Below are 26,745 nucleotides of genomic sequence, written 5' to 3'. Positions count from 1 at the left end.
AACTCCTCAGCGCGGCGCCATGCGGAGCGCGCCGTCAAGCCGCACCGATGCGCCGTTCATGTAGCCGTTGGTAATCAGGAAGAGCGCCGTGTCGGCATATTCCTGCGGCTTGCCCAAGCGCTTGGGGAAGGGCACCGTCGCGCCAAGCGATTCCTGCACGTTCTGCGGCAGGTCCATCAGCATTGGCGTGCCCAATATGCCGGGCAGGATGACGTTGCAGCGCACGCCTTCGCCCATCAGGTCGCGGGCGATAGGCAGCGTCATGCCCTTCACCCCAGCCTTCGAGGCGGCGTAGGCGACCTGGCCGATCTGCCCTTCCTCCGCCGCGACCGACGCGGTGTTGATGATGACGCCGCGCTCGCCATCTTCCAGCGGATCGAGCGTCAGCATGCCTGCTGCCGATTTGGCGGTGCAGGCGAAGGTGCCGATGAGGTTGATGTTCACCGTGCGTGCGAAGGCGGCGATGCGGTGCGCGACCGTTGCGCCCGTCGCCTTGTCGCGGCTGGCGGTCTTTTCGCCGCTCGCGATGCCCGCGCAGTTGACCAGCACGCGCTCCTGCCCATGGGCCGCGCGCGCCTTTGCGAAGCCCGCGTCGAGCGACGCCTCGTCGGTGACGTCGACCACACACAAGGTTCCGCCGATTTCCGCCGCCACCGCTTCCCCGTGCTCGGCATTGAGGTCGAAGATCGCGACCTTCGCTCCCGCCGCCGCGAGGGCGCGAGCGGTCGCCTCCCCCAGTCCAGATGCACCACCGGTCACTACAGCGGGAATATTTGAGAGTTGCATACCGCCTCGTACTTTCTCCAGATGTTGATCGACGGCGTATCCAAATGCCGCCGCATAAGAAGATCATTTGTATTGCACCGTCCCTACTCTCTGGACGCGGCCCAAAAATCGGCCACGTAATTGTGCACGTAAATAGACAGGTGCATGTCCGCGCTAGGAGAGTTCAAAGCCCTCATAGTCATTATAGGCGACTTCCTCGCAGCGCCGCCGATAGTCCGGTCCCCCGCCGACATAGACGAGGGTGCGCCGAACGACGCTGCCGTCAGGCTTGTGGGTGACCTTGATCCACCATGCGTTGGTGTCCGCCATGAGCGTCCGGGCAAAATCGGCGTAAACCGCTTGCGTCCACCGATCCTCGGCGGTCTGCGCAGGCTCGGAACAGGTCAGGCCGCGATCTCCCATATAGGTGAGCATTCGTGTCACCCACTCGGCCTGGAGAGCCCCGCAAACACCGACGTTGCAAAATGCCGAGCCGTTGTGCGGACCAACCAGGGTGAAGAAATTCGGGAAGCCGCGCGCCTGAAGCCCGAGATAGGTCGAAGGACCGTCCGCCCATGCGTCGATCAGCTTCCGGTCGTCCTTCCCGCGGATGTCGATGCGGTCGAGCGACCCCGTCACGCCGTCGAAGCCGGTCGCAAAGATCACGACGTCCAGTTCGTAGAGCTTGTCTACGGTCTTGATCCCTTCGGGAACGAATTCCGATATCGGATCGGTCTTTATGTCGACCAGATGGACATGATCCTTGTTGTAGGTTTCGTAGTAATTGGTTTCCATCGGGACACGCTTCGCGCCGAAGGGATGATCCGTTGGGATGAGCTTTTCAGCGACGTCCTGGTTTCTCACGCGCTGCCGGATCTTGCTGGCCACGAAATCCGCGAGGAACTTGTTGGATTCCTTGCTCAGCAGCAGGTCGCGAAAGCCGCTCAGCCAGATGCCATAACCGGGTTGATCGTAAAGCTCTTCGAAGAATTCTGCCCGCTCCTCTGCCGTGACTTCTGATGCCTTGCGCGTGTCGCGATGATAGGGAAAGGCTGTCGGGGTAGTCTTCACATATTCCAGGATCGTGGGATACCGCTTGCGGATGAGATCCATATCCTCCTTGCTCAGCGGAGAATTACCGAGCGGCGTGCACCAGTTGGGCGTACGCTGGAACACGAAAAGGTCCTTGGCTGTCTCGGCCACGATCGGGATGATCTGAACACCCGTGGCGCCCGTACCGATCACGCCGACCTTTTTCCCGGTGAAATCCACATTCACGGGTTTGCCCTCGGCATCCGTCGGCCAGCGTGAAGAATGGAATGCCTCTCCGCGGAAACTGTCGATCCCCTTGTAGTCCGGCATCTTCGTCGCCGACAGCGGACCTGTTGCCGAAATCAGGTAACGGCAGGAAATGTCCTCGCCATCATCGAGCCGCAGCCTCCAGATATTATTGCCTGCATCATATCGTGCGGAAACGACGTTCGTGTTGAATTTGTAGAGTCTTCTGACGTCCATTTTGTCAGCAGCCGCGTTCATGTAACGCAGCATCTCTGGTTGAGAGGCGAAACGCTCGCTCCACTCCCAGTCAGGGAGAATACCCCTCAATGCGAAATAGCCATAGGCATAGCTTTCCGTATCCAGCCGGCATCCCGGATAGCGGTTCCAGTACCAAGTGCCCCCGACATCGGGGGCTGTCTCGATGCCAAGGACACGCATGCCGGCCTGATCGAGGAGATAGGCCTGATATATGCCGGTTACCCCGCCACCGATCACTACTGCGTCACAATCAGGCGTTTGTTTTTGGTTCATTTCGGTCAGCCTCTCGAAATACGTGGGGGAAATGGCCCCCAAGCGAATTTAATGTTGATCCCGGCATGTTGCGTGCCGACGGTCTGGTGCGGATGGACAGGTTGAGAACGGGACGATCCCCGTAATCGTCGGGCGCGTTGCGCCGAGCCCGCTCACCGCACCGATATCAGCCCGCCATCGACGGGAATGAGCTGGCCGGTGATGAAGCGTGATCCTTCGCCCGCGAGAAACACTAAAACCGGCGCCAGATCGGTGTCGGCATTGCCAAATTTGCCGCCGAGCGGGATCTGTTCGCCGGTCGCCTTGTCATGAACGGCCAGATCCGCGGGCGACAGGGCTTCGCGAAACCGCTCGTACATGGGCGTCACGATATAAGGCAGCACCGCATTGACGCGGATACCGCGCTTTCCCCACTCACGGGCAATGCTGCGCGTCCACGTATGGACTGCGGCTTTGGACGCACCATAGACGGCGTTGTTGATTTCGGCGGTGAGGCCGGATTCGGAGCCGAAATTTATGATCGCCCCGCCATTGGGCATATGCCGGTAGGCTGCGCCATTTGTGTAGATGGTGCCATTGACATTGATATTGAAAATCCATTCCAGCGTGTCGTCGGGCACGTCATGGGTGGGTGCGTGACGGTGAACGCCCGCGATATGCGCGAGGACATCGAGCCGGCCCATTTGCGCCACGGCCGCATCGAAGGCGGCATCGACGGCGGTGCGATCGCCAACGTCGCAGGCGATGAAATGGGCCTTGCCGGGGCCAGCGGCATTGGCCCTGTCCACCGCGGCATCGCCACCTCGGGGATCAATGTCCATAGCGAAAACTTCGGCGCCTTCCGCAACGAAGGCGCGTAGCGCGGCCGCGCCGATGCCCTGCGCGCAACCGGTCACGATGATTTTCTTCTGGCTCAGGGTCATAAATCCGTCTCCATCCCAATCCCGACCAGACCCGTGGCGTGTCTGAACGATTTGCAGCCCCCCACAGCGAGTAGCGAGTCTATGTCTGCTTTGAGCATAAACCTAATTATAATTAGGCCAATATGCAATAGCGATTGCGCGCGATGGATAGTGCGGCGTGGTTGGACAAGTCTTCTGCGCTGGCGTCCGCGAACCAGCGGAAAAATGCTTGTTATTCCGACAATTTTTCGTGAATGCGTGCGTGGCGCCGCGCAGTTTACCGGAGCCTTCTTGACGATTCCGTGCCCCGACAGAGGATCGGGAACCTTGATTTAACCTAAGTTAAATTAGGAATAATGACGTCTATCGTCCCTTCCATTCCGGAGTCCGGCGCTCTTTCCAGGCGCGCATCGCTTCCTGACAATCTTGGGTTCGGGAATAGAGATCGATAAGCTGGTATCGCGCAGCCAAAGCACCCTCCAAACTGGTGTTCAGCCCGTCAAGCGTCGCCTGTTTCGCGGCCTGGGACACCAATGGCGCGCAGCGGAGGATCTTGTCGATCCAAGCCTGAACGGCGGTATCCAGGCTTTCGAACGGCACGACCTCGTTGACCAGCCCATATTGGCCAGCTCGCGTCGCATCGAGCGTTTCGCTGGCCACAATCATCGCCATCGCGACATGATGCGGCAATTGCCGGACGGCGCGATGGACAACTCCGCAGTGGTCGATGATTCCCGCCCGCGCTTCCGGAAGGCCGAAACGCGTATTGTCGGCCGCTACGATGATGTCGGCGCACATGGCCAGTTCGAAGCCGAGTCCCAGCACATGGCCGTGAACCGCGCAAACCAGCGGCTTTCGGAGGCGTCGCAGGCGCCCGCCAATGCCGGTCAGCCCTCCGCCAAAGGAAAGGCCATCGTGCCCTGTGGGCGGAACGGCAATGTCTCCGCCAGCGCAGAAAGCCCGCTCGCCCGCCCCGCGGAGGACGGCGACCCAGATGTCCGGATCGCCGTCGATCCGCTCCCACGCGGCGGCCAGCGCCCGGTCCATCTCGTCGTCGATGGCGTTGAGCGCACCGGGGCGGTTGAGCAGGACTTCCGCGACATGCCCCCGCACGCTCAGTTTGATGGATGCCATGGGATAGCCCCGCCGAACGCAGATCAGTGCGCCAGCATGCCCGCATCGACGAGATGCTCGGAGCCGGTAATGTAGGAGGATTCGTCCGACGCCAGGAAAAGGACGAGGTTCGAGACTTCCGAGGGATCGGCAATCCTGCCCAGGGGAATTTGGGCCAGCGCTTCCCCGCCAACCTCATCGGTAGCTTCCACCATCATCGGCGTCTGGATGAAGCCTGGATGGACCGAATTGACCCTGATATTGTGCTTGCCATATTCCATCGCAGCCGCCTTCGTCATGCCTCGCACGGCGAATTTGCTGGCTACATAGGCAAGGCTCGGGAAGCCATAATTCGCGGCCATGCCCGCGATCGACGAAATATTCACGATCGACCCACGCCCGGCCTGAACCATCACCGGTAGCACGGCGCGCATGCCATAGAACACGGAATCCTGGTTGATCGCGCAGACGAGATCATAGCCTTCATCGGTCAGGTCCGCGGTGGTAGCCATCGGCCCTAGAATGCCGGCATTGTTGACGAGAATGTCGATCGTGCCGAAGTGCTCCACCGCCTTGGCGACGATCGCGTTCCATGCCTCCGGCTTCGTGACATCATGGGGCAGGAAGATCGCGCAATCCCCCAGTTCCCGCGCCAAGGCCGAACCCGCTTCCTCGTTGACGTCGGTCAGGACCAGCCTTGCGCCTTCTCGCGCGAAAACGCGGGCGTGCGAGGCTCCCATGCCGCGCGCGGCCCCGGTGATGATGGCTACTTTTCCATTGAGACGGCCCATGTCAGCTTCCTCTCTTCAGACTCATCGGATATTGCCTAATTATGATTATGCTGGGTGGACTTTATCGAGATGCCAGTCATTTATCAAGGCGATGCAAAACTGCAGCGCTAGAACGATCGTCATTGAAATATCTATAAGAGATTCAGTAGTTTGAAATGATGCGACATTACCCGTAAGGCGTTCGCGGCCAACTGGAAGGTGATGCCCAATTCGACCTTGTCATTTCTCGATCGTCAGGCTAATTTATATTAGTCTGAATCGCGCATGAGGAGGGCTACGGCGAGCCGGCGATGCTCGTTGAGGTGAATGGTCCGGAAATCCGGTTGGCGGATATGCCGCCGACCCGTCCGCTGTATGGGTCAGTGGCGATATTCAGCCGAAAAGCTCGCAAGCCATCGGCGCGGTATCACCGAATAATACCGAGGCCATTCCAATTTCTCAAACCGATATGGCCACAAAGGCGGCCATCGTTCCATCCATGAACTAAGAGAGGATGCCGAAATGAACAGTGACACCTTGCCGCCCCCCGTCAGCAAGCCCCGTGTGCCGGTCCCGGATTATGTCCCGGCAGCGCTGGTGCGCGAGGTCGATGCCTATGCTCTCGATGGTATCGAAGAAGGGGTGCAGGAGGCTTGGAAGCGCGTGCAGCAACCCGATACGCCTCCGCTGATCTGGACTCCTTTCACGGGTGGGCACTGGATTGCGACCCGCGGCGCCGTGATCGATGAGGTCTATCGCAACCCGGACCGTTTCTCCAGCCGGGTCATCTGGGTGCCGCGCGAGGCGGGCGAAGCCTACGATATGGTCCCCACCAAACTTGATCCGCCGGAGCATACGCCGTACCGCAAGGCGCTCGACAAGGCGCTCAACCTCGGCGAGATCAGAAAGATCGAGAACGATATCCGTGCCATCGCGATCGAGTTGATCGAGGATCTCGCGCCTCGCGGGCAGTGCGATTTCGCGAAGGACTTCGCCGGAATCTTCCCGGTCAAGGTTTTCCTCGCGCTGGCGGACCTGCCGATCGAGGACGCAGTGAAACTGGCCCCGCTGGCGAATGAAATGACGCGGCCATCCGGCAACACCCCGCAAGAACAAGGCCGCTCGCTTGACGCCGCCAACAAGGGTTTCTTCGCCTATGTCGCCCCCATCATCGAGCAGCGCCGTGGCGGATCGGGCACAGACCTCATCACCCGGATGATCAACAGCGAGATCAACGGTGAGCCCATGCCCCATGACAGGGAGCTTGGCTTGGTATCGCTGCTGTTGCTCGGCGGGCTGGACACCGTAGTCAATTTTCTCAGTTTCATGATGATCTACCTGGCGCGGCATCCCGAAACCGTGGACGAACTGCGGTCCGATCCGATAAAGCTCCAGCGCGGCGCCGAGGAACTGTTCCGCCGTTTCGCGGTCGTGTCCGATGCCCGCTATGTGACGCACGACATGGAGTTCTTCGGAACGCAGCTCAAGGAGGGAGACCTGATCTTCCTGCCGACGGCATTGCATGGTCTCGACGACACGATCCACGAGTGCCCGATGAAGGTCGACTTCTCGCGCCGCAACCTCGCGCATTCGACGTTCGCACAGGGACCGCATCGCTGCGCGGGAATGCACCTGGCGCGCATGGAAGTGATCGTCATGCTGCAGGAATGGCTGGCACGGATTCCGCACTTTTCCTTGAAGGAAGGGTCGAAACAAATCTACCATTCCGGCATCGTCGCGGCCGTCGAAAATGTCCCTCTGGTGTGGGAAAGCAAAAAACCGGCATGACTTTCGTAACAGACGCCGTCGCCTTCCGTCGGATTATGGGTCATTATCCGACGGGTGTTTGCGCCATTACCGGCATGCACTCAGACGGGAAGCCGGTTGCGATGATCGTCGGCTCGTTCACGTCAGTTTCGCTGGCCCCGCCACTCGTGGCTTTCTTTCCGGACAAGGCCTCATCAAGTTGGCCAAAGATCCGGGCTTGCGACGGGTTCTGCGTCAATGTGCTCGCCGATGATCAGGAGGAGCTTTGCCGCGTGCTTGCGTCAAAGAACCCCGACAAGTTCGATGGCGTGCCGCACGGCCTGTCCCCGCGCGGAGCCCCGGTGATCGAAGGCGCCCTTGCATGGATCGATTGCTCATTCCATGCGATCCATGAAGCAGGCGATCACTATATCGCTCTGGGAGAGGTTCACGGGCTCGACATCCATCATCCGGGAACCCCTTTGCTGTTTCACAAAGGGGCCTATGGAACCGTCACGCCATTGTCCCGGCCATGAACCGAGGGCGGGAGCTATCTCGCCCTACGGGCTCCTATTCGCTCAGGCTTCCCTTCCCACGAAGCCGTACAGGACGAAATCCGCCGCCTGCTCGGCGATCTGCGCTGGCCCCAGTTTGCCGGGCCGATACCAGGAGGGCGACGAGTCCAGCATCGCGATCAGGAATTTACGGACCACCGTCGCATCGAGCGATCGGTTAACCCCCCCAGCAGCCTGGGCAGCGACGATAAGGTCCCGCCAGTAATTGTCGAAGCTAGAGTAAGCCGCCAGAACCCGCCCCTTCATTTCCGACGGGAGATCGTCGAATACGCGCGCCACCGCAGAGGAGTAGTTGTCCCCCGTCAACAGGAAGTTGATATGCGCTTGGATGGCGGCGCGAAGCCGGACCAGAGGTGGCGCCTCTGCGCCTAATACCTCGACCTTTGTAACGATATGGCGGCTATTGCGATAGATTCCCTCCATCATCACTTCCTCCACCAAATGATCCTTTGATGGAAAGTGATGATATATGCTGGGCGCGAGCATCCCGGCCATGCGGGCAATGTCGCTGAGCTTCGCGCCAGCCAACCCTCTTTTGCAAAGGACCGCGGCGGCCGAATCCAGAATGCGTGTTCGACCGTTTTCTATTTGTACCATGTCCGCCCTTTAACCGGAAATGTTTGAGATGTCAGCTTTCCCCTTGGCCGGCCTCCTCACCCGGCAAAAGGCGTGTTCGGCACGCCGGGCGCGGGCGGATCGAGTATCTCGAACAGACTGCCCGCCAACGGCTCGCTTGCGAATCTCTCGGCCGTATACCCCTGCGATCCGGTGATCAGGAAAAGACGGGAATAATCCGCGCCGCCAAAAGCGGGCCGCAAGCCGCGCATCACCGGCAGACGCCGCTCTTCCAGCAGGCGGCCGTCTGGAGCGAAACGCCGCAGATACCAGCTCTCATAGAAGGCCATCCAGATGCAGCCCTCTGTATCGACAGCCATGCCGTCGGGGTAGCCATCCTCGGGCTTGAACCGTAGGAAATCCCGCCGGTTGCCGAGCGTGCCGTCGTCCGCGACATCATAGACCCAGCTCACCAGAGGCATCGAATCGTTCACATAGGCCAATTTGCCATCCGGGCTGAAAGCCGGGCCGTTCGCCGTGACGATGTTGCGCTCCTGAGTGGAGACGGTGCCGTCGCCATCGAGTCGGTAGAGTTCGCCGGTGTTGCGCACATCGAGATTGCCGAGGGTGCTTTCCTTGTCTTCGGCCGTGGTGCTTTCATCCCATTGGCTGGAATCGCACGAGCCGGACCAATAGCGGCCCTTGCGATCGGTCACCCCGTCATTCAGTCGCGCAACCCCCGGATTGGGAATGGGATGGACGATAGGCTGATAAATCTGGTGCGTGGGATCGAGATGAACGAAGCCGTCTGCCGCCGACCCGATGAAGCCGCCGCTGGCGCGTGGGGCGAGCGCGCTCACCCAGGCAGGCGTAGACCACGTCCCGCGCTCACCATCGCAAAGGCGATACCAATTGATGCTCGGCGCTTCGATATCGACCCAGTAGATGCGGCCGTCGCGATCGTCCCAGATCGTGCTTTCGCCCAGAATGGCCCTGGCATCCCAGAGGCACCGCCAACCCTCACCTTCCATCATCCTCACCCTATCCTTGAATTTGCCGTTTCGGCCTTAGGCCCGCAACTGATCCGCCATTCGGAAAGCGGGTGCCTGACTTATGCCAAAGAAGCCACCGCAGGCGCGATAGCGGGAGCTGAAATATCGATATCCTTGAGGTGCGGCAGAACCTTGCGTGCGAAAACTTCAAAATTATCCCGCCCGACCTCGAACGGCATGTCGCCAAACTGTGTGTAGATGATGAAGCTGCCCACGTCGAAGCGGTCCACCATCGACTTTAATTTTTCGACGACCTCCTCCGGACGTCCCCATATCTGGAGATCCGCGAGGAAATTATTGAACTTCTCGATTCCGTGTTTCTCGACACTTTTGGCAAGGGCGCCATAATATTCGTAGCCCTCGATGGAAGCGAAGTCCTTGTTGGAGAACTGGTAGAAGGACGATGTGGACCTGGCATATTCCACCAGATATTTATCGCGCATCTCCTGCGCTTTCGCGGCATCTTCGTTGACAGCCACAAAGGCCACCACGACCGGCTTGGGCGCGGGCCGCCCCTGCATCGCGAAGAAGCGTTCGCGGTAGCTTGTGATATCTTCCTCGACCCGATCCCACGGTTTCTGAGCGATGATCATCAGCCCCACATCGAGATTGGCCATCAGCTTGACCGATTCCGGCGAAACGGCCGAGGCGAACACGCGGCCGCGATAGCTGGCATAGGGACGCGGGCGCAGTTCCACGCGCGGCTGCTTGAGGTAGGTTCCGTCATATTCCATGACGCCCGTTTCCAGCGCCGCCAGCAAGGCCTCGGCATATTCGCGAAAGCGCTTGCGCGCTTCGCCCATCGGCACGCCGAAACCGTCAAACTCCTCTTTGCCCAGACCCCGGCCGATACCGAGGATCGCGCGCCCTTCCGAGTAATGATCGAGAAGGATGAAGCTTTCGGCGATGCGTACCGGATTCTGCCACGGGAGGACCGTTACGGTCGTGCCCAGCTTGATGCGCTTGGTCTGCCCCGCGACCCAGGACAGGAACTGCGGCACATTCGGCGTCATCATGTAGCCGGTGAAATGATGCTCCGGCGTCCAGAGCGAATCGAATCCCTGATCCTCTGCCCGTGCCGCAAGCGAGAGTTCGTGCCCGAAGACTTCCTTGTCGGTGACCTTCTCGTTCAGGTTCTGAAACGTCAGACCCAAGCCTACTTCCATTGCGTGTCTCCTGAGATTCTCTCCCAGCAGACTAATCGTAATTAGGTAATCTTTGCAATCGAATTCGCGGCTTCCCAGCCTGACGGAAAGGCTCCTCACCTCTGCCTACGCGCGCGATAGTCGCTCAACATACTGATATACTGGACTTCATGGAGATGTTGGCGTTATCGGGACACCACCGGCTGGCTTGGCGGTTTTACGCCGGAGCCCTGTTTCCGCCGGTATAATTCGGCACCATACGAACAAATATTTCTTAGGGATTGGCCGAAAATGGATCGCGGGCGCGGGCTCTCACGGCGCGATCGCCGCCGCGCTGCCATAGTGCCGGAATATGTCTTGCGAGCTAGGCCCCGAGAAGGACTCGACCACCGGCTTGAGGCCGTCTGTGCGCAACCGGTCCCTGATCGCCCGTACTTCCGGCTCCAGATGCAGTATCGCGTCGCTCTCGGCGACCGCACCCAGGCTGGTGGCAAAACCGGCCGCTTCCATCGCCCGGTTGACCGAGCGCTTCTTCATCGTAAGCACCGATGCGGGAACTTGGGCCATGCGGCGGGCGAGAGCTTCGGCGCAGGCCACCAGCTGGTCCTCGGGCACGGCCGCATTGGCCCAGCCCCATTCCACCGCGGTCCTGCCATCGATCCGGTTGCCGGGCAGGAAGGCGAACTCCTTGGCCCTGCGCCCTCCCACCTGCGCCGCCCATATCGGTGCGATGAAGCCGCCTCCTAAGGGGATGGTCGGCTCGCTGATCGTCGCGGTTTCTGAAACGATCAGGATGTCGGCAAAAGTGGCGAGTTGAGCGGCAACGCCTATGCAATATCCATGCACTGCGATGACAACCGGCTTGGGATGCCGCCATATTGCCGTCCATCGCTCGACGCAGGAGGAAAGCCGCATCACATCGTCCATGGCGGACCCGTTCGCATTATATTCGCCAAGATCCATCCCGGCGCCAAAGCCCTTGCCAGCGCCGCGAATACCCAGCACCGGCGCACCGGCGCCGCTCCGCTCCGCGAGCACCGTGGAAAAACGCTCGAGCATCTTGCCGGAGAAAGCGTTTGCCGCCTCCGGACGGTCCAGCACGATCCAGTCGATCGCCTCGCCCGGCTCAAGCCGGATTCCGTCTATTGCCTGAATCATTATCCTCGCCTTTCTACTCTCCTGCCGGCCGCGCCGGGCGCGTCAAACCCGGAACGGAAGACACATCGCCGTAACAATCTGCTCCATCGTATCTGCAAGTGCGCTGTCGAAAGCTTCCTGCTGTCCAGCCCCCTGTCCGCTGTGCCGCACAAGGAGGTAAAGGAACATGAGGCTGACATTCACTAAGCGGCGCTGAGCCACTGCGGAGGGGAGATAATCAACCCTCTCCCGCAGGAGATCGAAAGTCTTCTGCAGATTGGGTGGCGCTTCATGGCCAAAGACGCCGAAGTCTCTCCAGTCGTTCCTGAGCAGATATTGCGCCAGAAAATTGCCGTATGAAGCGTGTTCGTCTCCGTTGAGCTGAAGCTGCGGAAGAAACACCACCTCGAGGATCGAGCGTGCATCCTTGGTAAGTCCGCGCCGGTGCAGATCCTCCAGCATGGCGCCGCGCGCCTCTTCCATCTGCGCCATGCGATGGTCGAATATTGCCTGCACCAGCCCTTCGCGCGAGCCGAAATGATATTGCACGGCGAAATGATTGCCCAGCTTGGCCTTCTGCGCGATGTTGCGCAGTGACACGCCGTTGATGCCGGACTGCGCGAAAAGACGTTCCGCAGTCAGGATCAACTTGGTCTTTGCATCAAGATTGTCGCACTCGCCTGCCAAGGCCGCCGCCCCCCGCATTCCCGTTCGCCCTTTTGATCCGGTTCATCGCAAAGCCGATCGTTCTAAGTCAATTGTTTCACGCCTCGTTCGATCAAGGTGTAGGCTTGGTTGGCCGACTTGTCCATCATTCTAACTCCATTCAAGAGCCAGTAGGATAAAATATTATTAAATAACATTGATTTATGGCACTGTTGCAACTTGGCTGGATCGCCCGTGCAGTCCGTCCAAGATGCAACCATGTCTCACCCGCACCGAGTTCTGGCCCGTTCCAGGAGGGTCTCTTGGTCAAATTTCTATTTACAAGTGGCTTAAATTGCCCCAGCCTAAGATTCGTTAGGGAGAGTGGAGCCGAATCCATTTCCCGCAACACAGCTATGGAGAGCGATGATGTCTATGCAGACCGGCCTGATTTTCCACCCGTACATGCGCCCCGGGCGGACCGCGCGACAAACATTCGAATGGGGCGTGCAGAGCGCGGTGCACTGCGACAAGATCGGCTTCACGACGATGATGATCTCCGAGCATGCCTCGCAGATCTGGGAGAATATTCCCAACCCCGAACTGATCATGGCAGCCGCGGCCCTGCAGACCAAGAACATCAGCTTCGCACCGATGGCCCATATTCTGCCGCATCAGCATCCAGCCAAGCTGGCGATGACCGTCGGCTGGCTCTCGCAGATTCTGGAAGGGCGCTACTTCATGGGTATCGGCGCGGGCGCCTACCCGCTCGCCTCCTACATGCATGGCATCAAGAACGGTCAGGACACCGCTTTTCTCAATGAGATGGTGCGTGAGTCGCTTTTCATTATGGAAAAGATCTGGAGGCGTGAGCCCTTCTTCTATGAAGGGAAATTCTGGTCGGCCGGTTTTCCCGAAGAGGAAGTGGCTGTCACGGAAGAGGATGAGCAGCACAAGCTCGCCAACTATTCCCCCTTCGGTGGAGATTTCCCTGAATTTGCAGTCACTGGCTTCAGCTACAACTCGCCCTCGATGAAACTGGCGGGCGAACGCAATTTCAAGCCGGTATCGATCTTCTCGGGGATCGATGCCCTCAAGAAGCACTGGGAGACCTATTCCGAGGCGAACATCAAGGCAGGATTTACGCCGGATCGTCAGCGCCATGCCGTTTCGCAGACCGTCTTCGTCGGGGATACCGATGCCGAAGCTAAGCGCGAGGTTATGGAAGGGCCGATCGGCTACTGCTTCAACCGTTACCTGATCCCGATCTGGCGCCGCTTCGGCATGATGGATGGTTTCGCCAAGGATGCCGGCATCGATCCCGACAAGGCCGATCTCGAATTCCTGGTCGACAAGGTGTTCGTCGTGGGCTCGCCCGACACCGTGGTTGAGAAGCTCAACGCCCTGTTCGAAAAGACGGGTGGCTGGGGTACGCTGCAGGTTGAGGCACACGACTATTATGATGATCCGGCGCCCTGGTTCCATTCGCTTGAACTCATTGCCAAGGAAGTGGCCCCTCGCGTCAAGCTTCCCGCCGGCACGACAACGGAAGTCGCCTGATCAGCTTTAGCGGGACCCTGCCTTTGCTCCGGTGCGCCATGACAGGGCACCGGAGCGCTTTGTGCACTTGTCCAGGATGTCAGCCAATCGACAATTTTGCCGCGCATTGCGCAGGCCGGCCGTGATCTAGTGGCAGAACCTGGTTTGATGCCTACAACGCCGGCATCTGTCCTAAAACAGCCCGCAAGGGGCGCTGACACAGGCAATCGACACACAATTGGTCGAGAGGAGAGGACATGAAGGAAAAGGCCATAACGCATCGCAGAAACGTCATCGCAGGGCGGCATCCGCGGTGGCAATGGTCCAGTCTTCACGAATATCTCGACTGGAGTCTCAATGATTTTGGCGATCGCCCCCTTGTGATCACCGATGACGTGGTGCTCACATATAAGGAGGTCGCGGCCGTCTCGCGTCGTTTGGCGGCTGGTCTGGCGGAACGAGGGGTAGTCAAAGGTGACCGCGTGGGCCTCGTCATGGCCAATGATCCCGCAATCGTGCCCTTGCTTTTCGCGATCTGGCGCGCCGGCGCCATCGCGGTGCCCCTCAACACACTCTATCGCCCTGATGAAATCGAGTTCGCCGTTCGCGAAGCCGGATGCGCACTGCTGATCGCGATGAGCAGCTTCGGCTCGCGGGATATATCCGTCGAGCTTGATGAGGCGTTGCCGGGCTGGCGGGACGGCCAGTGTCCGGGCCTGCCCGAACTGCGCGGCGGTTTGATTTTCGATCGCACAGATCCTCAGCAATTTGTGGATGATCTAGCGAGGTCGGGACCCGTCCTGGCCGAAGGCGTTGTGCATGGCGGAGATTCCGCTGTCATCATGTTCACGTCCGGCACCACGGGCTCGCCCAAGGGCGTGGATATCACGCACGACAATCTTCTGCGCGCCTCTTACGCGGGCGCATACCATCAGGCTTTCGAAGATGGCCGGCGCGCGGTCTTTTCGCTGCCGCTCTATCATGGCTTCGGTCTGGTCGTGGGACTGCTTTCCGGCATGATAGTCGGCGGCGCGATCATACCACTCCTTCGCTTTGATCCGGACGCGATCCTGACCGCGATCGGCCGTCATCGGGCGAACTATCTCATGGGCGTCCCGACCATGACCATCGCGCTGCTGGAACAGGCCAAGGGCGGTCAGTACGACCTTTCCTCGCTGACTGCGATCCACAGTGCAGCGGCGCCGACGCCGAGCTGGGTCTGGGCGGATGTCCAGAAGACGTTCGGCTGCGAAGATATCATCACCAGCTATGGACAGACGGAAGTCACCGCCACCGTCATCTGCACGGTCCCGGGCGACTCAATCGAGGTCGTTTCGCAAACCCAGGGACGCATCGTTGAAGCGGGTATCGCCGGCCTTCCCGATCAGGATGGCAGGATCGCCCAATTCAAGACGATCGATCCCGAAACCGGCGCGGACCTGCCATGGGGTAATCCAGGCGAACTGTGCTGCCGCAGCCCAATGAACAGCAAGGGCTATTTCCGCAATCCCCAGGCAACCGCGGAGCTTTTCCTGCCCGGCGGCTGGATCAGGATGGGAGATCTGGGACAGTTCCGCGAGGACAGCAACCTGTTCCTCACCGGCCGTTCCAAGGAACTGTACAAGAGCCGGGGCGAACTGGTGTCGCCCAAGGAACTCGAACAGATCCTGACCGCGCATGAAGGCATAGCCCAGGCATTCTTCATCGGCATGCCGGACGATCGCTATGGCGAGTGCGGATGCGCATGGGTCGTTCGCGCGGAAGGCAGCGTCATGACAGAAAGCGAGATCAAGACGTATCTTCGCAGCCGCGTCGCCGCCTACAAAATGCCGCGCGATATCTGGTTCACTACCGATGACGCGCTTCCCAAGACGGGCACCGGCAAGGTCCAGAAGGCTCGCCTGCGCGAGCAAGCGCTGGCCCTGGTGGAAGCCGGCAAATCCGTTTCAACAGACTCCTGAAAAGAGCCCGCTCATGCCGGAAAATCGCGTATCGCCCATCGAAGACATCATTCAGGACGCGATCGAGGGGCGGCCGTATATTCTCGTGGATGCAGACGATCGGGAAAATGAGGGCGATGTCATCATTCCCGCGCAGTTCGCGACGCCGGCCCAGATCAATTTCATGGCCCGTTACGCCCGCGGGCTGATCTGCCTGGCCATAACGCGCTCCCGCGCGGACGAGCTGAAGTTGCGGCCGATGACCGACCATAATGAATCCGGCCATGGCACTGCTTTCACCGTATCGATCGAGGCGCGCGAGGGCGTGACGACGGGTATATCGGCCTCCGACCGGGCTCATACCATTGCCGTCGCCATTGATCCTTCGAAAGGCCCCGAGGATCTGGCGACGCCTGGGCATGTTTTTCCTTTGACCGCCCGTGACGGCGGCGTTCTCGTTCGGGCCGGTCACACCGAAGCCGCAGTTGACATCTCGCGCCTCGCAGGGCTCGCGCCCGCCGGCGTGATCTGCGAAGTCATGAATGAAGACGGGACGATGGCCCGCTTGCCCGATCTGCTGCGCTTTGCCGATATTCACGGTCTGAAAGTCGGGACGATTGCCGACCTCATCGCCTACAGGCGCCGGTCCGAGCGCCTTATCGAATGCGTGGTAAGCGCACCCTTCGAGAGCCATTATTCCGCAGCTCCACTCACCATCCACGTCTATCGGGATCTGGTCGATGGCGGCGAGCATGTGGCTATCGTCAAAGGCCATATCCAGCCCCACTCGGACACGCTGGTTCGCGTTCACCAGGTCGATTTGACCGCCGATCTTCTGGGCTGGACGGCCGCGCATCACAATTACGTGCCACGTGCGCTCAAGGAGATCTCGCAGCACCAGGGGTCGGCAGCCGCGGTGTTTGTGCGCGATCCAAGCCCAACCTCTATATCGCGACGGATCGGGGGTGGTCGACGCCTTTATCATGAAACAAATGCAAGCCGTGATTATGGGATCGGCGCTCAAATCCTTCTCGATCTCGGTGTCGGACAGATGACTCTGCTGACGTCCAGCAAGGCCAAACTGGCGGCACTGGAGGGCTTCGGCCTGACGGTGACAGGTCGCCTCGAGCTACGCGAGGAAAATCCCGTGTCCCCCCTCCACCTCAATCCCGAATGAGCCGGGCGGGCGTCGCACAGCGCAGGCGATGGGCGGCCTGACGGCCGTCAGGCGCAGATATGTCGACGATGTCCCAAGCCTCGTGCAAAAAGCCCTAATTTATATTTGTCTAATGAGGCAGGAATAGAGGGAGCGCGCCTAACGCCACCATGGACTCACCAGCTTGGGATGGCCCTGCCCATCTGCGTATCATCAGCCATTTATCTATTGAAATATAACGAATAAATAAGAATCTGTCCCTGCGAACCGCGTTGAGATCGCCAACAAACCTTTCCTCGTCGCGCTTGTCTAAATGGCATTGACATTCACCTAATTAATATTAGTCTATCGCTCTACGATATGGCTCCAGCAAGGGGCTGAAGCTGAAGGGGAGGAGTGAAAATGGCGCTCAGAATCAAAAAGTATCTGGCTTGCGGGATCGCGCTGAGTGGGCTCGTGGCCGGTATGCCGGCGTTTGCGCAAAGCGCCGCCGAACAAGGGAATGACAACGCATCGGCCAATACGCCCGATGCAGGCGAGATCATCGTCACGGCCCAGCGCCGCTCGGAAGCGTTGTCGAAAGTCCCGATCTCGGTTTCCGCATTCAACGCCGAGATGTTGCAGGATCGCAACGTGTCCAGCGAACAGGATCTGGCGGCCCTGGTGCCCGGCCTGATCGTGAAGAGCGGGCAGAACTCGAACCAGATTAGCTTCACACTTCGCGGCCAGACGCTCGATCCCTTCTCCGGCTCCAGCCCCGCCGTGCTGACCTATATCAACGAAGCACCCCAGAGCGCGGGCAACACATCGACGGCCTTCTTCGATTTCAGCTCCGTCCAGGTTCTGAAGGGCCCCCAAGGCACCCTGTTCGGACGCAATGCGACCGGCGGTGCGATCCTCTACGAAACCACCAAGCCCGGCGATGTCTATGGCGGATATCTGACGATCAAGGGAGGTGAACGCAATTATATCCAGGCCCAAGGCGCAATCGACATTCCCGTTTCGGATTCGCTGAAGATCCGCCTCGCGGGCGACTATAGCAAGCAGGACGGCTATATCCGCAACGCCAATACCGGCAGTACGCTGGGCGACACCGACGCCCTGTCGGGGCGCATCACCGTTGTGTTCGAGCCATCTTCTTCGTTTAAGAACACGATCGTCGCGCAGTATAGCGATTTCGGCGGTACCGAAGGAGCGGGCGGCCTTTATTCATATCACACCTGCGGCGAGACCAATAACGGCTACACGCTGACCGCGACGCTCGACTGCGTATACGGGATGAACAGCCCCTTCGCGCCGACGCTCGGTGACGGTCCGATGGGCGAAGGCACCTGGCCCGGCGCCGTCCCCGGCTATCTCGCCTGGCAAAAGCAGCACCCCTACGAGGTCTGGCTGAGCTACGACTTGCCGCACAAGGCGCATGCCGCCTTCGTCACTAACACCACCGAGATTGAGCTTGGCGACGACCTCACGCTGAAGAACATCTTCAATTGGGCCGATGCCTTCGCCCGTACGCCGGGCATCCTATCGGGTTCGCCTTTTGGGTCACTCAACCTGTACAACCGCGCCGGCCTGGGTAACGGTCGCCCCGGCGGCGAGGAGTTCTCGACCAGGGCGGTCTCGAACGAACTGCAGTTGCAGGGCAAGTCGGGCGCGCTCGAATATATTGTCGGCGCCTTCTATTCGAACACCAAGAAGAAGGAGTACATCCCCGTCATCGTCGGTGACGAACTGCCGACACCTCTGGCCGACATCGCCTATTATTATCACCAACGGTCGGAATCGAAGGCCGTGTTCGCGCAGCTCAGCTACGAGTTGACCGACAAGCTCAAGGCCACCGCCGGCGGTCGCTATACCTGGGAGACCGCGGGCCTCGATCAGATCGCTGGAAGCCTGTTCAACCTCGACGGCGCGACGCCGCTGAAGCAGAAGGCCAAGCTCCACGATCCGAGCTGGACCTTCAATCTTCAGTATCAGATCGATTCGTCGAACATGGTCTATTTCTCGCAGCGGGGCAGCTTCCGTGCGGGCGGTTTCAACGGCGCGGTCGTGCCGTTCAACAATACCAACTTCTTCGACAACGAGACGACCTACGACTTCGAGTTGGGCTACAAGTTCGCCGGCCGTCTCGGAGACGTGCCGACGCGGTTTAATATTGCCGCTTATCGTCAGATCGTGAAGAACGCCCAGCATTCGATCTACGCGCTGGTGGCCGGCAATCCTGCCGCCTTCACCGTCAACGTGCCGGAGAAGCGGATCCAGGGTGTCGAGTTTGACGGCAACTTCAAACCTGCCACATGGTTCGAATTCGGGTTCTCGGGTGCGTATACCGACGCCAAGTTCACCAAGAATGTGGTGGATCTCTCGGCGGCTACGGGCGTTCCGGGTTTTACGATCCCGTTCGATACCTACACCGACGCCCCGAAATGGGCCGGTTCGGTCTATACGGTAATCGGATTGCCGATCCCCGAGAGTCTGGGTGAGGTCAAGCTGCGCACCGACGTCTTCGGACAGACCAAGACCTATTTCTCCAACAACGAGGGCTCGATCACGCCTCGTACCCAATTGCCGGGCTATGTGACGGTCGACATGCGGCTGAGCTGGGACAACATCAGCGGCAGTGGCTTCTCGGCTGCCGTCTATGCCAAGAACCTGTTCGACAAGCTCTACTACAATTCGGGTTATGTCGAAGGCGCGAGCGGCGGCTTCAACACCGCGATCTGGGGCGAACCGCAGACGTTCGGCGCGGAAGTCACCTTCAGGTTCTAAGTTCGATGGATGGTGGGCGGAGTATCCCGCCCACCCGTTGTTCCATGTTCGCGGTCAAGAGCCATGGAATTCAAGACATCGGATGGATTTATCCAGCCGCCGCGAGCGCTGGCAGAACATGATTATAAGGGTGCTCAAATGATCGTGATTAATGTCGTTGATCGGGATGGCAACGAGAAGGCAGTTTCCACGCCCACCGGGCTTTCTCTTATGGAAGCCATTCGCGACAATGGTTTCGATCAATTGCTGGCGCTCTGTGGCGGTTGCTGCTCTTGCGCGACCTGTCACGTCTTCATCAGGCAAGGCCCGGAAAATCTGACACCCGCATCAGAAGGTGACGAAAACGATTTGCTCGTTTCCTCGGAGTACCGGTCGAATACTTCTCGGCTTTCGTGCCAGATAACCTTGGCCGATGCCCATGACGGGATGGTGGTTGAGATCGCCCCCGAAGACTGAGCAGTTCTGGTAATGGTCGCCACCTCGCCCTGGCCGGGAACGGATGACAAGTTGATGAGAGGCTACGAGCCTCAAATTCATGGAACGAGCGTTCAGTATCATACGCTGAACCGCGGCAAGAAAAGCATCTTCATCGACCTGACGGATGAAGCAAGCACCGAGATCCTCGAGCCACTTCTCATGCGGGCAAATACCCTGATCGAGCAATTCAGGCCAGGTGTGATGAAACGTCACGGGTTGGATTACGCTCGTGTCAGGTCGATCAATCCGAGCATAATCTACTGCTCGATCAGCGGCTGGGGACATAACGGCCCGAAGGCGCAGCGTTCCGCCAACGATCTCAACTTTATGGCCGAAAGTGGGCACCTCGACAAAATTGTCGACGGTAAAGGCAAGCCGGCTTTGCCCGCCGCTGATGTTGCCGGAGGTGTTTACCCAGCGGTGATCAACATCCTCCTAGCCTATATTCGAAGGAGCATCACCGACGAAGGCTGCTATCCGGACATGGCAATCTTCGACGGGATGATGCCATTTCACTACAATACGCTTATTCCCGCATTGAAAACGGGCATCTTGCCTGAACAGGGACAGAATCTGGTCACTGGCGAGGCCCCACGATATCAATTGTACAGAACCGCCGATAGTCGCCATTTGACGGTGGCTGCCGTCGAAGAGAAATTCTGGCGAAACTTTTGCGCCATGATTGGTCTCGACGTAGGTTTTCGAGCTGAAAATGTCCAGAGCGAGGTGGTGAAGGTTGAGGTCGCGAAATGCGTCGAGAAATTTCGGCAGCAGAAATAAAACATAAGATGCGCGACCAGGACGTGTGTTGCTCGATCGTCGCACGGTTGGATGAAGTCCTGATTGATCCGCAGGTGAAAGCGCGAGGCCTGCTGGACCGCCAGGTTGGCGAGGGTGAGCACGCTCTTCCGGCCCTGCCGCTGTCCATAGCCCGGCAGCTCAGGAGCGCCGCAGCGCTTTCGCCTGCTCCACCACTCGAGCAGTTATCGATCCGGCAGTGATGGGCCGTCATGATCGGGAGCTGCCCAACATGATCGCGGTCGATCGCGTTCCTTGATCAACATTGTTTTTATGGAGGATGATATGGGAAGACTTGCAGGAAAGGTTGCTCTCATCAGCGGAGGCGCCCGCGGCATGGGTGCCGCTCACGCCAGGGAGATCGTCAACGAAGGCGGTAGCGTTGTCATCGGCGACGTGCTGGACGATGAAGGCAAGGCACTGGCGCAAGAGATTGGGGATCGGGCGCGGTTCATCCATCTCGACGTTACAAGCGAGCGCGACTGGGCGGACGCGGTCGCTCTCGCCGTCGCTGAGTTCGGTTGCCTCAATGTGCTCGTGAATAACGCCGGGATATGCACGATGGGGTCCATCGAGAATTTTACGCTCGATGACTGGAACCGTATCATCAACATCAATTTGACTGGCCAGTTTCTCGGAATTCGGGCGGCCACACCCGCGTTGGTGCAGTCGGCCCCCGCGTCGATCATCAACGTGTCCTCGACCCAAGGTATCGAAGGCATCGCCGGGCTTCATGGCTATACCGCATCGAAATTTGCCGTGCGCGGTCTCACCCGTTGCATCGCGATCGAGCTTGCCGGCCGAGGCGTGCGGGCAAATACCATATGTCCTGGTACGATCGCCACGCCAATGAACGAAGGCCTCGATGTGAGCGGCTTTAATCCCATGAACCGCAAAGCCGATCCTCGAGAAGTCGCGAAGCTCGTTGTGTTTCTTGCCAGCGATGAATCTCCTTTTATCTCCGGCACGGATATTCTTATCGATGGGGCCGAATTGGCAGGACATGGACCGCTCGTTCCACTCTGATCGAGCGGGACGGTATGGATGCGGATGAACTTCTCTAGATTCGTGGGCAGATGTTTAATGCGCGCGAAAAACCTAATCGCTGGAACCTCCGCCTGAGCGCTACGGTCACCTCGGCACACGGGGAATTTCGACCTCGTAAAAGGTTTGTCGCACCGGCGACATTGGAAAGCCGGGAACGGTTCTTTCCGTAAACACCACCGGCTTGAAAGCGGCAGGCTTTATCTTCCGGCTGTCGGTGACCAAATACAAGGGGAGGGCCATGAATGGACGACGTCGGCGAGTATCTGGAAGAATTTGCGATGAACGATTGGGCATGTCAGACAGGTATGCGCTGGCTTGCCCATCTCTACCGTTTCGAGAATATGATCGAGCCGATCGGCAAGGCGCTGCTCGCCTAGGCCGCCTACAACGCCAGCGAGACGTTGGTCGATGTCGGCTGCGGCGGAGGCTGGATGACTCGGCAGATCGCTACGGCGGTCGGGGCAACAAGATTCGGGCTTGGCCTCGATATATCAGCCGACCTCGTGGCGGCGGCGAGCGACCGGGCGATGCGCACGGGCTTCGCCAATATCCGCTTGGTACAAGGCGACACCGCGGCGGTCATGCCGGAGAAAGCGCCGTTCGATCGGCTGTTCTCTCGCTTCGGCTTGTTTTTTCTCCCCAGCCCTATCCTGCCTTCCCCAATCTGCGCCGGATGCTGCGCGAAGGTGGGCGGCTCGGCATCGCGGTATAGGCACCAATCGCCGCCAATCCTTGGCAGCGCAGCATCATGGACATTATCGACGAGCATATTAACCTGCTGACGTCGCAACCGCGCGCGTCGGGGCCATTCGCGCTGGGGGCGAACAGGACTATATGGTCGACCTTCTCCAAAGCGCAGGTTTTTCCGACATCAAGTTCGATGCCTGGACCGGCGACCAGCGCATCGGCGGACCCGGCAACGATCCCGAGAGCGCCGCGCGCTTCGTGCTCGACGGGATGCACATTGGCGATCTCGTTCGGCCGAGCGGCGCCGAGGTGCGCAATGCCATTCAGCGGGATCTTGTCGAGCTGTTCGAGCGCAACCGTGACGACAACGGTGTTCGCATGGGTGCCAAGGCCTGGCTGGTGAACGCCAGCGCTTGATCGGCATATCTGGAGGAAACGACATAATGGAGAGAAAGAACTGTCGTTGCGACTGCAAGCTGGCGATGCTTCGGGCAATGAAGCGGTTCTAGTGGCCCAGGACCGTATTCTCGGTCAGCTCCATCGGGCGCTCTTCTCGAATACGGCGGACTGCTTCGAGCGCATCGCCGCCCGCTCGCCCTTCACCCGCTCCATATCCCTTCACCCACTGGACGCCCTCTCCGCAGGGCCTATGATCGCCCCGTATCTGGCCATGTCGCCGGAATGGGGACTGATCGGCCGTGCCTGCCTTTTTCCTTGCCTTGCTGACTGCAGCGCTCGCGTCCTTCGGGGGGCGGGACCAGAGGCTTGTGTCCCATCTGTCCGGTCGGTTGTCGGCCGGGCGTTCGTTGCTGACGGTTGCGTGGCTGTCAGCCATCGTGACGGGGGGGCTTGCCGCGGCGGCGGGTGCCGGTGTTGCGCTGATCCTCCCGCCTGCGGCCAAGCATATGCTGGTGGCGTTTGCCCTGTTGCTCGGTGGGATCGAACTCGCGTGGCCCTGGCGCCTGCGCAAGGCGGAAGAGCCGACGCGTTCGGCTCCGGCGATTCTGATCGTCCTCTGTTCCCTGCAGATTGGAGACGGGGCACGCTTGCTTATCCTTGCCATTGCCGTCGTGACCGGCGACCCTATTTTTGCGGGAGTGGGCGGAGCGATTGGCAGCGGCGCGATGCTTACGATGGGCTGGGCGATGGGGCCGGAACTGGACAGGGCCTTGCCGCTCAGGCCATTGCGTTATGCGGTTGCCGGGTTACTCCTCGTGGCAGGTGTCGTGATCGGCTTGTCAGCGCGAGGCATCATCGGTTGATCGATTCATTCGATCACGATAGCGAGGTATTCCGCTAAAACTCTGTGAGATTCAGGTGTATAATCAAATCGTGAAAGGAGATTGATTATGGCCCAGGCGGGCGACAATGCAAAAAAGGCTCTGGTAGATGAGATGAACGGTACTCTGGCCGATTATCTCGCCCTCTATCTGAAGACCAAGAATTTTCACTGGCACGTGGCTGGTCCACGGTTTCACGACCTACACTTGCTGTTTGACGAGCATGCGACCGAACTCTTCAGTGTCGTTGATCTCATTGCGGAGCGTGTGCGCAAGAACGATGCGGACACGTTGACCTCGATCGGTTCGATCGCGGCGCGCACCGCGGTAAAGGATCAGAACGATACGACCCTTTCGGCCGATGCGATGGTTGCCGAATTGCGCGACGATAACGTGGCGCTGGTCGCGCGGCTCAAGAACCTCAAGACCCTTGCCGGCGATGCGGGTGACACGGTGACGGAAGGTTCCGTTGATGACTGGACCGATCAGGCCGAACAGCGGGTGTGGTTTCTTAGCCAGACGCTGAAGTAAATTCCTCGCGAATTTCAATAACAGCCGGCCGCTGTGGCACTTTGCCGCGGCGGCCGGTCTGCCAGAGGGGCATGGATGAGCAATCCGGCATTTGTCGAAGGCGCTGACGACGAAGCGATTGCGGCCTGGTTGCATGACCGGCTGACCGTGGCGCTGGATCGGGCGAGCGGTTGCGTGGCGATCAGCGTTCCGGGCGGATCGACTCCTTTCCCGATCCTGCGACGACTGGTGGAAATGCCGCTCGATTGGCAGCGCTTGTCAGTCTGGCCGGGCGACGATCGCATCGTGCCGGAAGCCCATCCGGCGAGCAACACGGGCAAGATTCGTGATCTGCTGGAACCTGCGGGCGCGCATGTCATGCCCTTGAGTGCCGAATCCCGTCCGCCTCACTTCGCGCTGGCCTGGTTGGGGATGGGGGCAGACGGGCATATCGCCTCGCTTTTCCCCAACACCGCTCCGAAGGTGGACGATCCCTTGCCTGTCCGGCGGCTGACGCCAGACCCCTTGCCACCCGAAGCGCCGTTCGACCGGATCAGCCTGACCATTCCGGCCTTGCTGGACAGTGACGAAATATTGTTCGTGATCCGTGGTGAGGACAAGCGCGCCATCTTCGATGCCGCCGCGGCCGGGGAAAACGATCTGCCGGTGGCGCGGTTGCTGCATGCCGCAAGGCAACCGGTTACATGCTTCACCTGATCCCGGCCCCGCTTCACCGGGCAGCGCTCCGGCTGGCGCACGAATTGCGCAAGCGCTGGTGGCGTCTGGCCCGGCCCGATCTTACGGGATGCTGTGTCGTCGGCACGGACGAGGCGGGGCGCGTGCTGCTGGTCAGACACAGTTATGGCTCGGGGATATGGTCGCTTCCTGGCGGGGCGCTGCATCGAGGCGAGGACCCCGCACTGGCGGCGCAGCGGGAATGGACGGAAGAGATCGGCTGCTTGCTGGCCAGCCTGCGCGCCGTGGCCGTGGTGGATCATGACCTGCACGGCGCCCGCAACACGGTCCATCTCTATACCGGAGTGGTCGTGGGCGATCCGGTGGCCGATGGGCGGGAAATTGCCGAGATCGGCTTTTTCGCGCGCGATGCCTTGCCGGTCAGGCGCAGCCGCATTGTGGATGAGAGGCTGGACCTGATTTTCCAGGCCGCTGACGAGTTTGCGGCCTAGAGCAGCGAAAGCTGCACGGTATCCTTTTCCCGTTCCTGCTGCCCCCCTTCCAGCGATGAAAGCGTCAGCCCCATCAATCGGATCGGCTGCGGCAATGGCAGCATTTCTTCCAGCAGGGCCTGGCCAAGCGCACGGAATTCCTCCTTGTCCGCGACGGCATGGGTGACCGAGCGGGCACGGGTGACGAGGGAAAAATCGGTGTAACGCAGTTTCAGAGTCACTGTTCGTCCACGGGCTTCGGTCCGTTCGATCCGTTCCCATACGATGTCGGCAATGGTGTCCAGCGTTTCACGCAATGCGGACCCGGTGGAAATGTCGTGAGCGAAAGTGCGTTCTCCGCCCACGGATTTGCGCGGTCGATCGGGTTGTACCGGGCGCAGGTCGATCCCGCGCGCCGCGCGATAGAGGTAATCTGCAAAGCTGCCGAAATGCTGTTTCAGGAAGGCAATGTCCTTCGCCGCCAGATCGGCCCCGGTTTCGATGCCCAGCTTCGCCATCTTTTCCGCCCCGCGAGGGCCGACGCCGTGGAATCGGCGCACGGGCAGATCCGCTACAAACGCCATCCCTTCACCCGGGCGGATCACGCAGAGCCCGTCCGGCTTGTTCTGGTCGCTGGCAATCTTGGCGAGAAACTTGTTGTAGGACACACCGGCGCTGGCCGTGAGGTGGAGCTCTTCGCGTATGCGGCGGCGGATCAGTTGTGCGATACGGGTGGCTGAACCGATGCCTCTGAGATCCGACGTGACGTCGAGATAGGCCTCGTCGAGGCTGAGCGGTTCCACCAGCGGGCTATAGTCGAGGAAGATCGCGCGTATGCGCTGCGATACTGCCCGGTAGATGTCGAAGCGGGGCCTGACAAAGACCAGGTCCGGGCACTGCCGTCTGGCTCGGGCGGAGGGCATCGCGGAACGCACGCCGAACTTTCGCGCCTCGTAACTGGCGGTGGCCACGACACCGCGTGGGCCCATGCCGCCGACGGCCACCGGGCGGCCTCTCAGTGCGGGATCGTCACGCTGTTCCACGCTGGCGTAGAAGGCGTCCATGTCGATATGGATGATCTTGCGCAGCCCCTGGCTTGCGGGCTCGACGTCCTGCGGCAAGGATGCGGAAGTCGCCATGACACGCAACCTAGGCGTAGTCG

28 protein-coding genes are annotated in these 26,745 nt (G+C 59.8%); 17 read left to right on the top strand and 11 right to left on the bottom strand.

Features of this window, described 5'->3' with window-relative positions:
* Window positions 1-6: 6 nt before the first annotated feature.
* The 5 genes from MB02_RS11155 to MB02_RS11135 form a co-directional block, all read right to left on the bottom strand.
* Entirely contained in the window at window positions 7-786 is a 780-nt protein-coding gene (locus tag MB02_RS11155) for an SDR family NAD(P)-dependent oxidoreductase (RefSeq protein WP_067537139.1), read from the bottom strand.
* Between the two features lie 153 nt (window positions 787-939).
* Window positions 940-2,574, bottom strand: a complete 1,635-nt coding sequence (locus MB02_RS11150) for a flavin-containing monooxygenase (protein ID WP_067537136.1) — start codon at window positions 2,572-2,574, stop codon at window positions 940-942.
* A gap of 152 nt (window positions 2,575-2,726) precedes the next feature.
* Complete coding sequence (locus MB02_RS11145; RefSeq protein ID WP_067537134.1) at window positions 2,727-3,497, bottom strand: SDR family NAD(P)-dependent oxidoreductase; 771 nt, start codon at window positions 3,495-3,497, stop codon at window positions 2,727-2,729.
* A 342-nt stretch (window positions 3,498-3,839) separates the two neighbouring features.
* The gene (locus MB02_RS11140) at window positions 3,840-4,610 is read right to left on the bottom strand and encodes an enoyl-CoA hydratase-related protein (RefSeq protein ID WP_067537131.1); all 771 of its coding nucleotides are present in this window, start codon (window positions 4,608-4,610) and stop codon (window positions 3,840-3,842) included.
* Window positions 4,611-4,633: 23 nt separating this feature from the next.
* Window positions 4,634-5,380, bottom strand: a complete 747-nt coding sequence (locus MB02_RS11135) for an SDR family NAD(P)-dependent oxidoreductase (RefSeq protein ID WP_067537129.1) — start codon at window positions 5,378-5,380, stop codon at window positions 4,634-4,636.
* A 501-nt stretch (window positions 5,381-5,881) separates the two neighbouring features.
* On the opposite strand from MB02_RS11135, the gene MB02_RS11130 reads away from it, so the two are divergent.
* Together MB02_RS11130 and MB02_RS11125 are read left to right on the top strand one after the other, a co-directional pair.
* Window positions 5,882-7,147: a cytochrome P450 gene (locus MB02_RS11130; RefSeq protein ID WP_067537126.1), complete on the top strand. Its 1,266-nt coding sequence runs from the start codon at window positions 5,882-5,884 to the stop codon at window positions 7,145-7,147.
* Window positions 7,144-7,641, top strand: a complete 498-nt coding sequence (locus MB02_RS11125; protein ID WP_067537123.1) for a flavin reductase family protein — start codon at window positions 7,144-7,146, stop codon at window positions 7,639-7,641. The genes MB02_RS11130 and MB02_RS11125 overlap by 4 nt, the downstream gene beginning before the upstream one ends.
* A gap of 42 nt (window positions 7,642-7,683) precedes the next feature.
* On the opposite strand, the gene MB02_RS11120 is transcribed toward MB02_RS11125, so the two are convergent.
* The 5 genes from MB02_RS11120 to MB02_RS11100 all read right to left on the bottom strand — a co-directional run bounded on the left by MB02_RS11120 (window position 7,684) and on the right by MB02_RS11100 (window position 12,274).
* Window positions 7,684-8,277, bottom strand: coding sequence for a TetR/AcrR family transcriptional regulator (locus MB02_RS11120; protein ID WP_067537121.1), 594 nt, complete (start codon window positions 8,275-8,277; stop codon window positions 7,684-7,686).
* 56 nt (window positions 8,278-8,333) lie between these two features.
* On the bottom strand, window positions 8,334-9,269 hold the full coding sequence (locus MB02_RS11115) for an SMP-30/gluconolactonase/LRE family protein (protein WP_067537118.1): 936 nt from the start codon (window positions 9,267-9,269) through the stop codon (window positions 8,334-8,336).
* Window positions 9,270-9,346: 77 nt separating this feature from the next.
* Window positions 9,347-10,453 carry an LLM class flavin-dependent oxidoreductase gene (locus tag MB02_RS11110; RefSeq protein WP_067537115.1) on the bottom strand — a complete coding sequence of 369 codons (1,107 nt, stop codon included), beginning with the start codon at window positions 10,451-10,453 and terminating at the stop codon, window positions 9,347-9,349.
* A gap of 291 nt (window positions 10,454-10,744) precedes the next feature.
* A complete protein-coding gene (locus MB02_RS11105; RefSeq protein WP_067537112.1) occupies window positions 10,745-11,590 on the bottom strand; it encodes an enoyl-CoA hydratase-related protein in 846 nt (281 codons plus the stop codon).
* A 42-nt stretch (window positions 11,591-11,632) separates the two neighbouring features.
* Entirely contained in the window at window positions 11,633-12,274 is a 642-nt protein-coding gene (locus MB02_RS11100) for a TetR/AcrR family transcriptional regulator (RefSeq protein ID WP_067537109.1), read from the bottom strand.
* Between the two features lie 366 nt (window positions 12,275-12,640).
* Between MB02_RS11100 and MB02_RS11095 the strand changes: the two genes are divergently transcribed.
* From MB02_RS11095 to MB02_RS11035, 15 genes are all read left to right on the top strand, one after another.
* Entirely contained in the window at window positions 12,641-13,774 is a 1,134-nt protein-coding gene (locus MB02_RS11095; RefSeq protein WP_235829491.1) for an LLM class flavin-dependent oxidoreductase, read from the top strand.
* A gap of 236 nt (window positions 13,775-14,010) precedes the next feature.
* Window positions 14,011-15,714 carry a class I adenylate-forming enzyme family protein gene (locus MB02_RS11090; RefSeq protein ID WP_067537106.1) on the top strand — a complete coding sequence of 568 codons (1,704 nt, stop codon included), beginning with the start codon at window positions 14,011-14,013 and terminating at the stop codon, window positions 15,712-15,714.
* A 13-nt stretch (window positions 15,715-15,727) separates the two neighbouring features.
* Window positions 15,728-16,870, top strand: a complete 1,143-nt coding sequence (gene ribB / locus MB02_RS11085; protein ID WP_067537104.1) for a 3,4-dihydroxy-2-butanone-4-phosphate synthase — start codon at window positions 15,728-15,730, stop codon at window positions 16,868-16,870.
* A 381-nt stretch (window positions 16,871-17,251) separates the two neighbouring features.
* On the top strand, window positions 17,252-19,618 hold the full coding sequence (locus tag MB02_RS11080) for a TonB-dependent receptor (protein ID WP_067537101.1): 2,367 nt from the start codon (window positions 17,252-17,254) through the stop codon (window positions 19,616-19,618).
* A 138-nt stretch (window positions 19,619-19,756) separates the two neighbouring features.
* Window positions 19,757-20,074, top strand: a complete 318-nt coding sequence (locus MB02_RS11075; RefSeq protein WP_067537368.1) for a 2Fe-2S iron-sulfur cluster-binding protein — start codon at window positions 19,757-19,759, stop codon at window positions 20,072-20,074.
* Window positions 20,075-20,086: 12 nt separating this feature from the next.
* A complete protein-coding gene (locus tag MB02_RS11070; RefSeq protein WP_067537098.1) occupies window positions 20,087-20,875 on the top strand; it encodes a CoA transferase in 789 nt (262 codons plus the stop codon).
* Window positions 20,845-21,096, top strand: coding sequence for a hypothetical protein (locus MB02_RS11065; RefSeq protein ID WP_156495489.1), 252 nt, complete (start codon window positions 20,845-20,847; stop codon window positions 21,094-21,096). The genes MB02_RS11070 and MB02_RS11065 overlap by 31 nt, the downstream gene beginning before the upstream one ends.
* Window positions 21,097-21,178: 82 nt before the next feature.
* Entirely contained in the window at window positions 21,179-21,919 is a 741-nt protein-coding gene (locus MB02_RS11060; protein ID WP_067537365.1) for an SDR family oxidoreductase, read from the top strand.
* Between the two features lie 263 nt (window positions 21,920-22,182).
* A complete protein-coding gene (locus tag MB02_RS18070; RefSeq protein ID WP_268872966.1) occupies window positions 22,183-22,317 on the top strand; it encodes a hypothetical protein in 135 nt (44 codons plus the stop codon).
* 54 nt (window positions 22,318-22,371) lie between these two features.
* The gene (locus MB02_RS17995) at window positions 22,372-22,722 is read left to right on the top strand and encodes a class I SAM-dependent methyltransferase (protein WP_235829494.1); all 351 of its coding nucleotides are present in this window, start codon (window positions 22,372-22,374) and stop codon (window positions 22,720-22,722) included.
* A gap of 52 nt (window positions 22,723-22,774) precedes the next feature.
* Window positions 22,775-23,044: a hypothetical protein gene (locus MB02_RS17990; protein ID WP_235829490.1), complete on the top strand. Its 270-nt coding sequence runs from the start codon at window positions 22,775-22,777 to the stop codon at window positions 23,042-23,044.
* Window positions 23,045-23,325: 281 nt separating this feature from the next.
* The gene (locus MB02_RS11050; protein WP_067537092.1) at window positions 23,326-23,889 is read left to right on the top strand and encodes a hypothetical protein; all 564 of its coding nucleotides are present in this window, start codon (window positions 23,326-23,328) and stop codon (window positions 23,887-23,889) included.
* Window positions 23,890-23,976: 87 nt separating this feature from the next.
* Entirely contained in the window at window positions 23,977-24,438 is a 462-nt protein-coding gene (locus MB02_RS11045; RefSeq protein WP_067537090.1) for a Dps family protein, read from the top strand.
* A 75-nt stretch (window positions 24,439-24,513) separates the two neighbouring features.
* Window positions 24,514-25,134: a 6-phosphogluconolactonase gene (locus MB02_RS11040; protein ID WP_067537087.1), complete on the top strand. Its 621-nt coding sequence runs from the start codon at window positions 24,514-24,516 to the stop codon at window positions 25,132-25,134.
* Window positions 25,122-25,604 (top strand): NUDIX domain-containing protein, encoded by a 483-nt coding sequence (locus MB02_RS11035; protein WP_067537086.1) that lies wholly within the window; start codon window positions 25,122-25,124, stop codon window positions 25,602-25,604. Before MB02_RS11040 ends, MB02_RS11035 begins: the two co-directional genes overlap by 13 nt.
* Here the strand turns inward: MB02_RS11035 and dinB are convergent.
* The gene (gene dinB / locus MB02_RS11030; RefSeq protein WP_067537083.1) at window positions 25,601-26,722 is read right to left on the bottom strand and encodes a DNA polymerase IV; all 1,122 of its coding nucleotides are present in this window, start codon (window positions 26,720-26,722) and stop codon (window positions 25,601-25,603) included. The genes MB02_RS11035 and dinB overlap by 4 nt on opposite strands.
* Window positions 26,723-26,745: the final 23 nt, after the last annotated feature.

The sequence above is a fragment of the Croceicoccus estronivorus genome, from assembly GCF_001625325.1.
In the GTDB taxonomy this organism is placed as follows: Bacteria; Pseudomonadota; Alphaproteobacteria; order Sphingomonadales; family Sphingomonadaceae; genus Caenibius; species Caenibius estronivorus.
This window is presented reverse-complemented; position numbering and strand designations above follow the sequence as displayed.

What these genes read in the sequence shown, in the direction of transcription:
- MB02_RS11155 (WP_067537139.1), bottom strand. Translation starts at nt 786, where the DNA reads ATGCAACTCTCAAATATTCCCGCTGTAGTGACCGGTGGTGCATCTGGA.
- MB02_RS11150 (WP_067537136.1), bottom strand. Translation starts at nt 2,574, where the DNA reads ATGAACCAAAAACAAACGCCTGATTGTGACGCAGTAGTGATCGGTGGC.
- MB02_RS11145 (WP_067537134.1), bottom strand. Translation starts at nt 3,497, where the DNA reads ATGACCCTGAGCCAGAAGAAAATCATCGTGACCGGTTGCGCGCAGGGC.
- MB02_RS11140 (WP_067537131.1), bottom strand. Translation starts at nt 4,610, where the DNA reads ATGGCATCCATCAAACTGAGCGTGCGGGGGCATGTCGCGGAAGTCCTG.
- MB02_RS11135 (WP_067537129.1), bottom strand. Translation starts at nt 5,380, where the DNA reads ATGGGCCGTCTCAATGGAAAAGTAGCCATCATCACCGGGGCCGCGCGC.
- MB02_RS11130 (WP_067537126.1), top strand. Translation starts at nt 5,882, where the DNA reads ATGAACAGTGACACCTTGCCGCCCCCCGTCAGCAAGCCCCGTGTGCCG.
- MB02_RS11125 (WP_067537123.1), top strand. Translation starts at nt 7,144, where the DNA reads ATGACTTTCGTAACAGACGCCGTCGCCTTCCGTCGGATTATGGGTCAT.
- MB02_RS11120 (WP_067537121.1), bottom strand. Translation starts at nt 8,277, where the DNA reads ATGGTACAAATAGAAAACGGTCGAACACGCATTCTGGATTCGGCCGCC.
- MB02_RS11115 (WP_067537118.1), bottom strand. Translation starts at nt 9,269, where the DNA reads ATGATGGAAGGTGAGGGTTGGCGGTGCCTCTGGGATGCCAGGGCCATT.
- MB02_RS11110 (WP_067537115.1), bottom strand. Translation starts at nt 10,453, where the DNA reads ATGGAAGTAGGCTTGGGTCTGACGTTTCAGAACCTGAACGAGAAGGTC.
- MB02_RS11105 (WP_067537112.1), bottom strand. Translation starts at nt 11,590, where the DNA reads ATGATTCAGGCAATAGACGGAATCCGGCTTGAGCCGGGCGAGGCGATC.
- MB02_RS11100 (WP_067537109.1), bottom strand. Translation starts at nt 12,274, where the DNA reads ATGCGGGGGGCGGCGGCCTTGGCAGGCGAGTGCGACAATCTTGATGCA.
- MB02_RS11095 (WP_235829491.1), top strand. Translation starts at nt 12,641, where the DNA reads ATGATGTCTATGCAGACCGGCCTGATTTTCCACCCGTACATGCGCCCC.
- MB02_RS11090 (WP_067537106.1), top strand. Translation starts at nt 14,011, where the DNA reads ATGAAGGAAAAGGCCATAACGCATCGCAGAAACGTCATCGCAGGGCGG.
- ribB (WP_067537104.1), top strand. Translation starts at nt 15,728, where the DNA reads ATGCCGGAAAATCGCGTATCGCCCATCGAAGACATCATTCAGGACGCG.
- MB02_RS11080 (WP_067537101.1), top strand. Translation starts at nt 17,252, where the DNA reads ATGGCGCTCAGAATCAAAAAGTATCTGGCTTGCGGGATCGCGCTGAGT.
- MB02_RS11075 (WP_067537368.1), top strand. Translation starts at nt 19,757, where the DNA reads ATGATCGTGATTAATGTCGTTGATCGGGATGGCAACGAGAAGGCAGTT.
- MB02_RS11070 (WP_067537098.1), top strand. Translation starts at nt 20,087, where the DNA reads ATGGTCGCCACCTCGCCCTGGCCGGGAACGGATGACAAGTTGATGAGA.
- MB02_RS11065 (WP_156495489.1), top strand. Translation starts at nt 20,845, where the DNA reads ATGCGTCGAGAAATTTCGGCAGCAGAAATAAAACATAAGATGCGCGAC.
- MB02_RS11060 (WP_067537365.1), top strand. Translation starts at nt 21,179, where the DNA reads ATGGGAAGACTTGCAGGAAAGGTTGCTCTCATCAGCGGAGGCGCCCGC.
- MB02_RS18070 (WP_268872966.1), top strand. Translation starts at nt 22,183, where the DNA reads ATGGACGACGTCGGCGAGTATCTGGAAGAATTTGCGATGAACGATTGG.
- MB02_RS17995 (WP_235829494.1), top strand. Translation starts at nt 22,372, where the DNA reads ATGACTCGGCAGATCGCTACGGCGGTCGGGGCAACAAGATTCGGGCTT.
- MB02_RS17990 (WP_235829490.1), top strand. Translation starts at nt 22,775, where the DNA reads ATGGTCGACCTTCTCCAAAGCGCAGGTTTTTCCGACATCAAGTTCGAT.
- MB02_RS11045 (WP_067537090.1), top strand. Translation starts at nt 23,977, where the DNA reads ATGGCCCAGGCGGGCGACAATGCAAAAAAGGCTCTGGTAGATGAGATG.
- MB02_RS11040 (WP_067537087.1), top strand. Translation starts at nt 24,514, where the DNA reads ATGAGCAATCCGGCATTTGTCGAAGGCGCTGACGACGAAGCGATTGCG.
- MB02_RS11035 (WP_067537086.1), top strand. Translation starts at nt 25,122, where the DNA reads ATGCTTCACCTGATCCCGGCCCCGCTTCACCGGGCAGCGCTCCGGCTG.
- dinB (WP_067537083.1), bottom strand. Translation starts at nt 26,722, where the DNA reads ATGGCGACTTCCGCATCCTTGCCGCAGGACGTCGAGCCCGCAAGCCAG.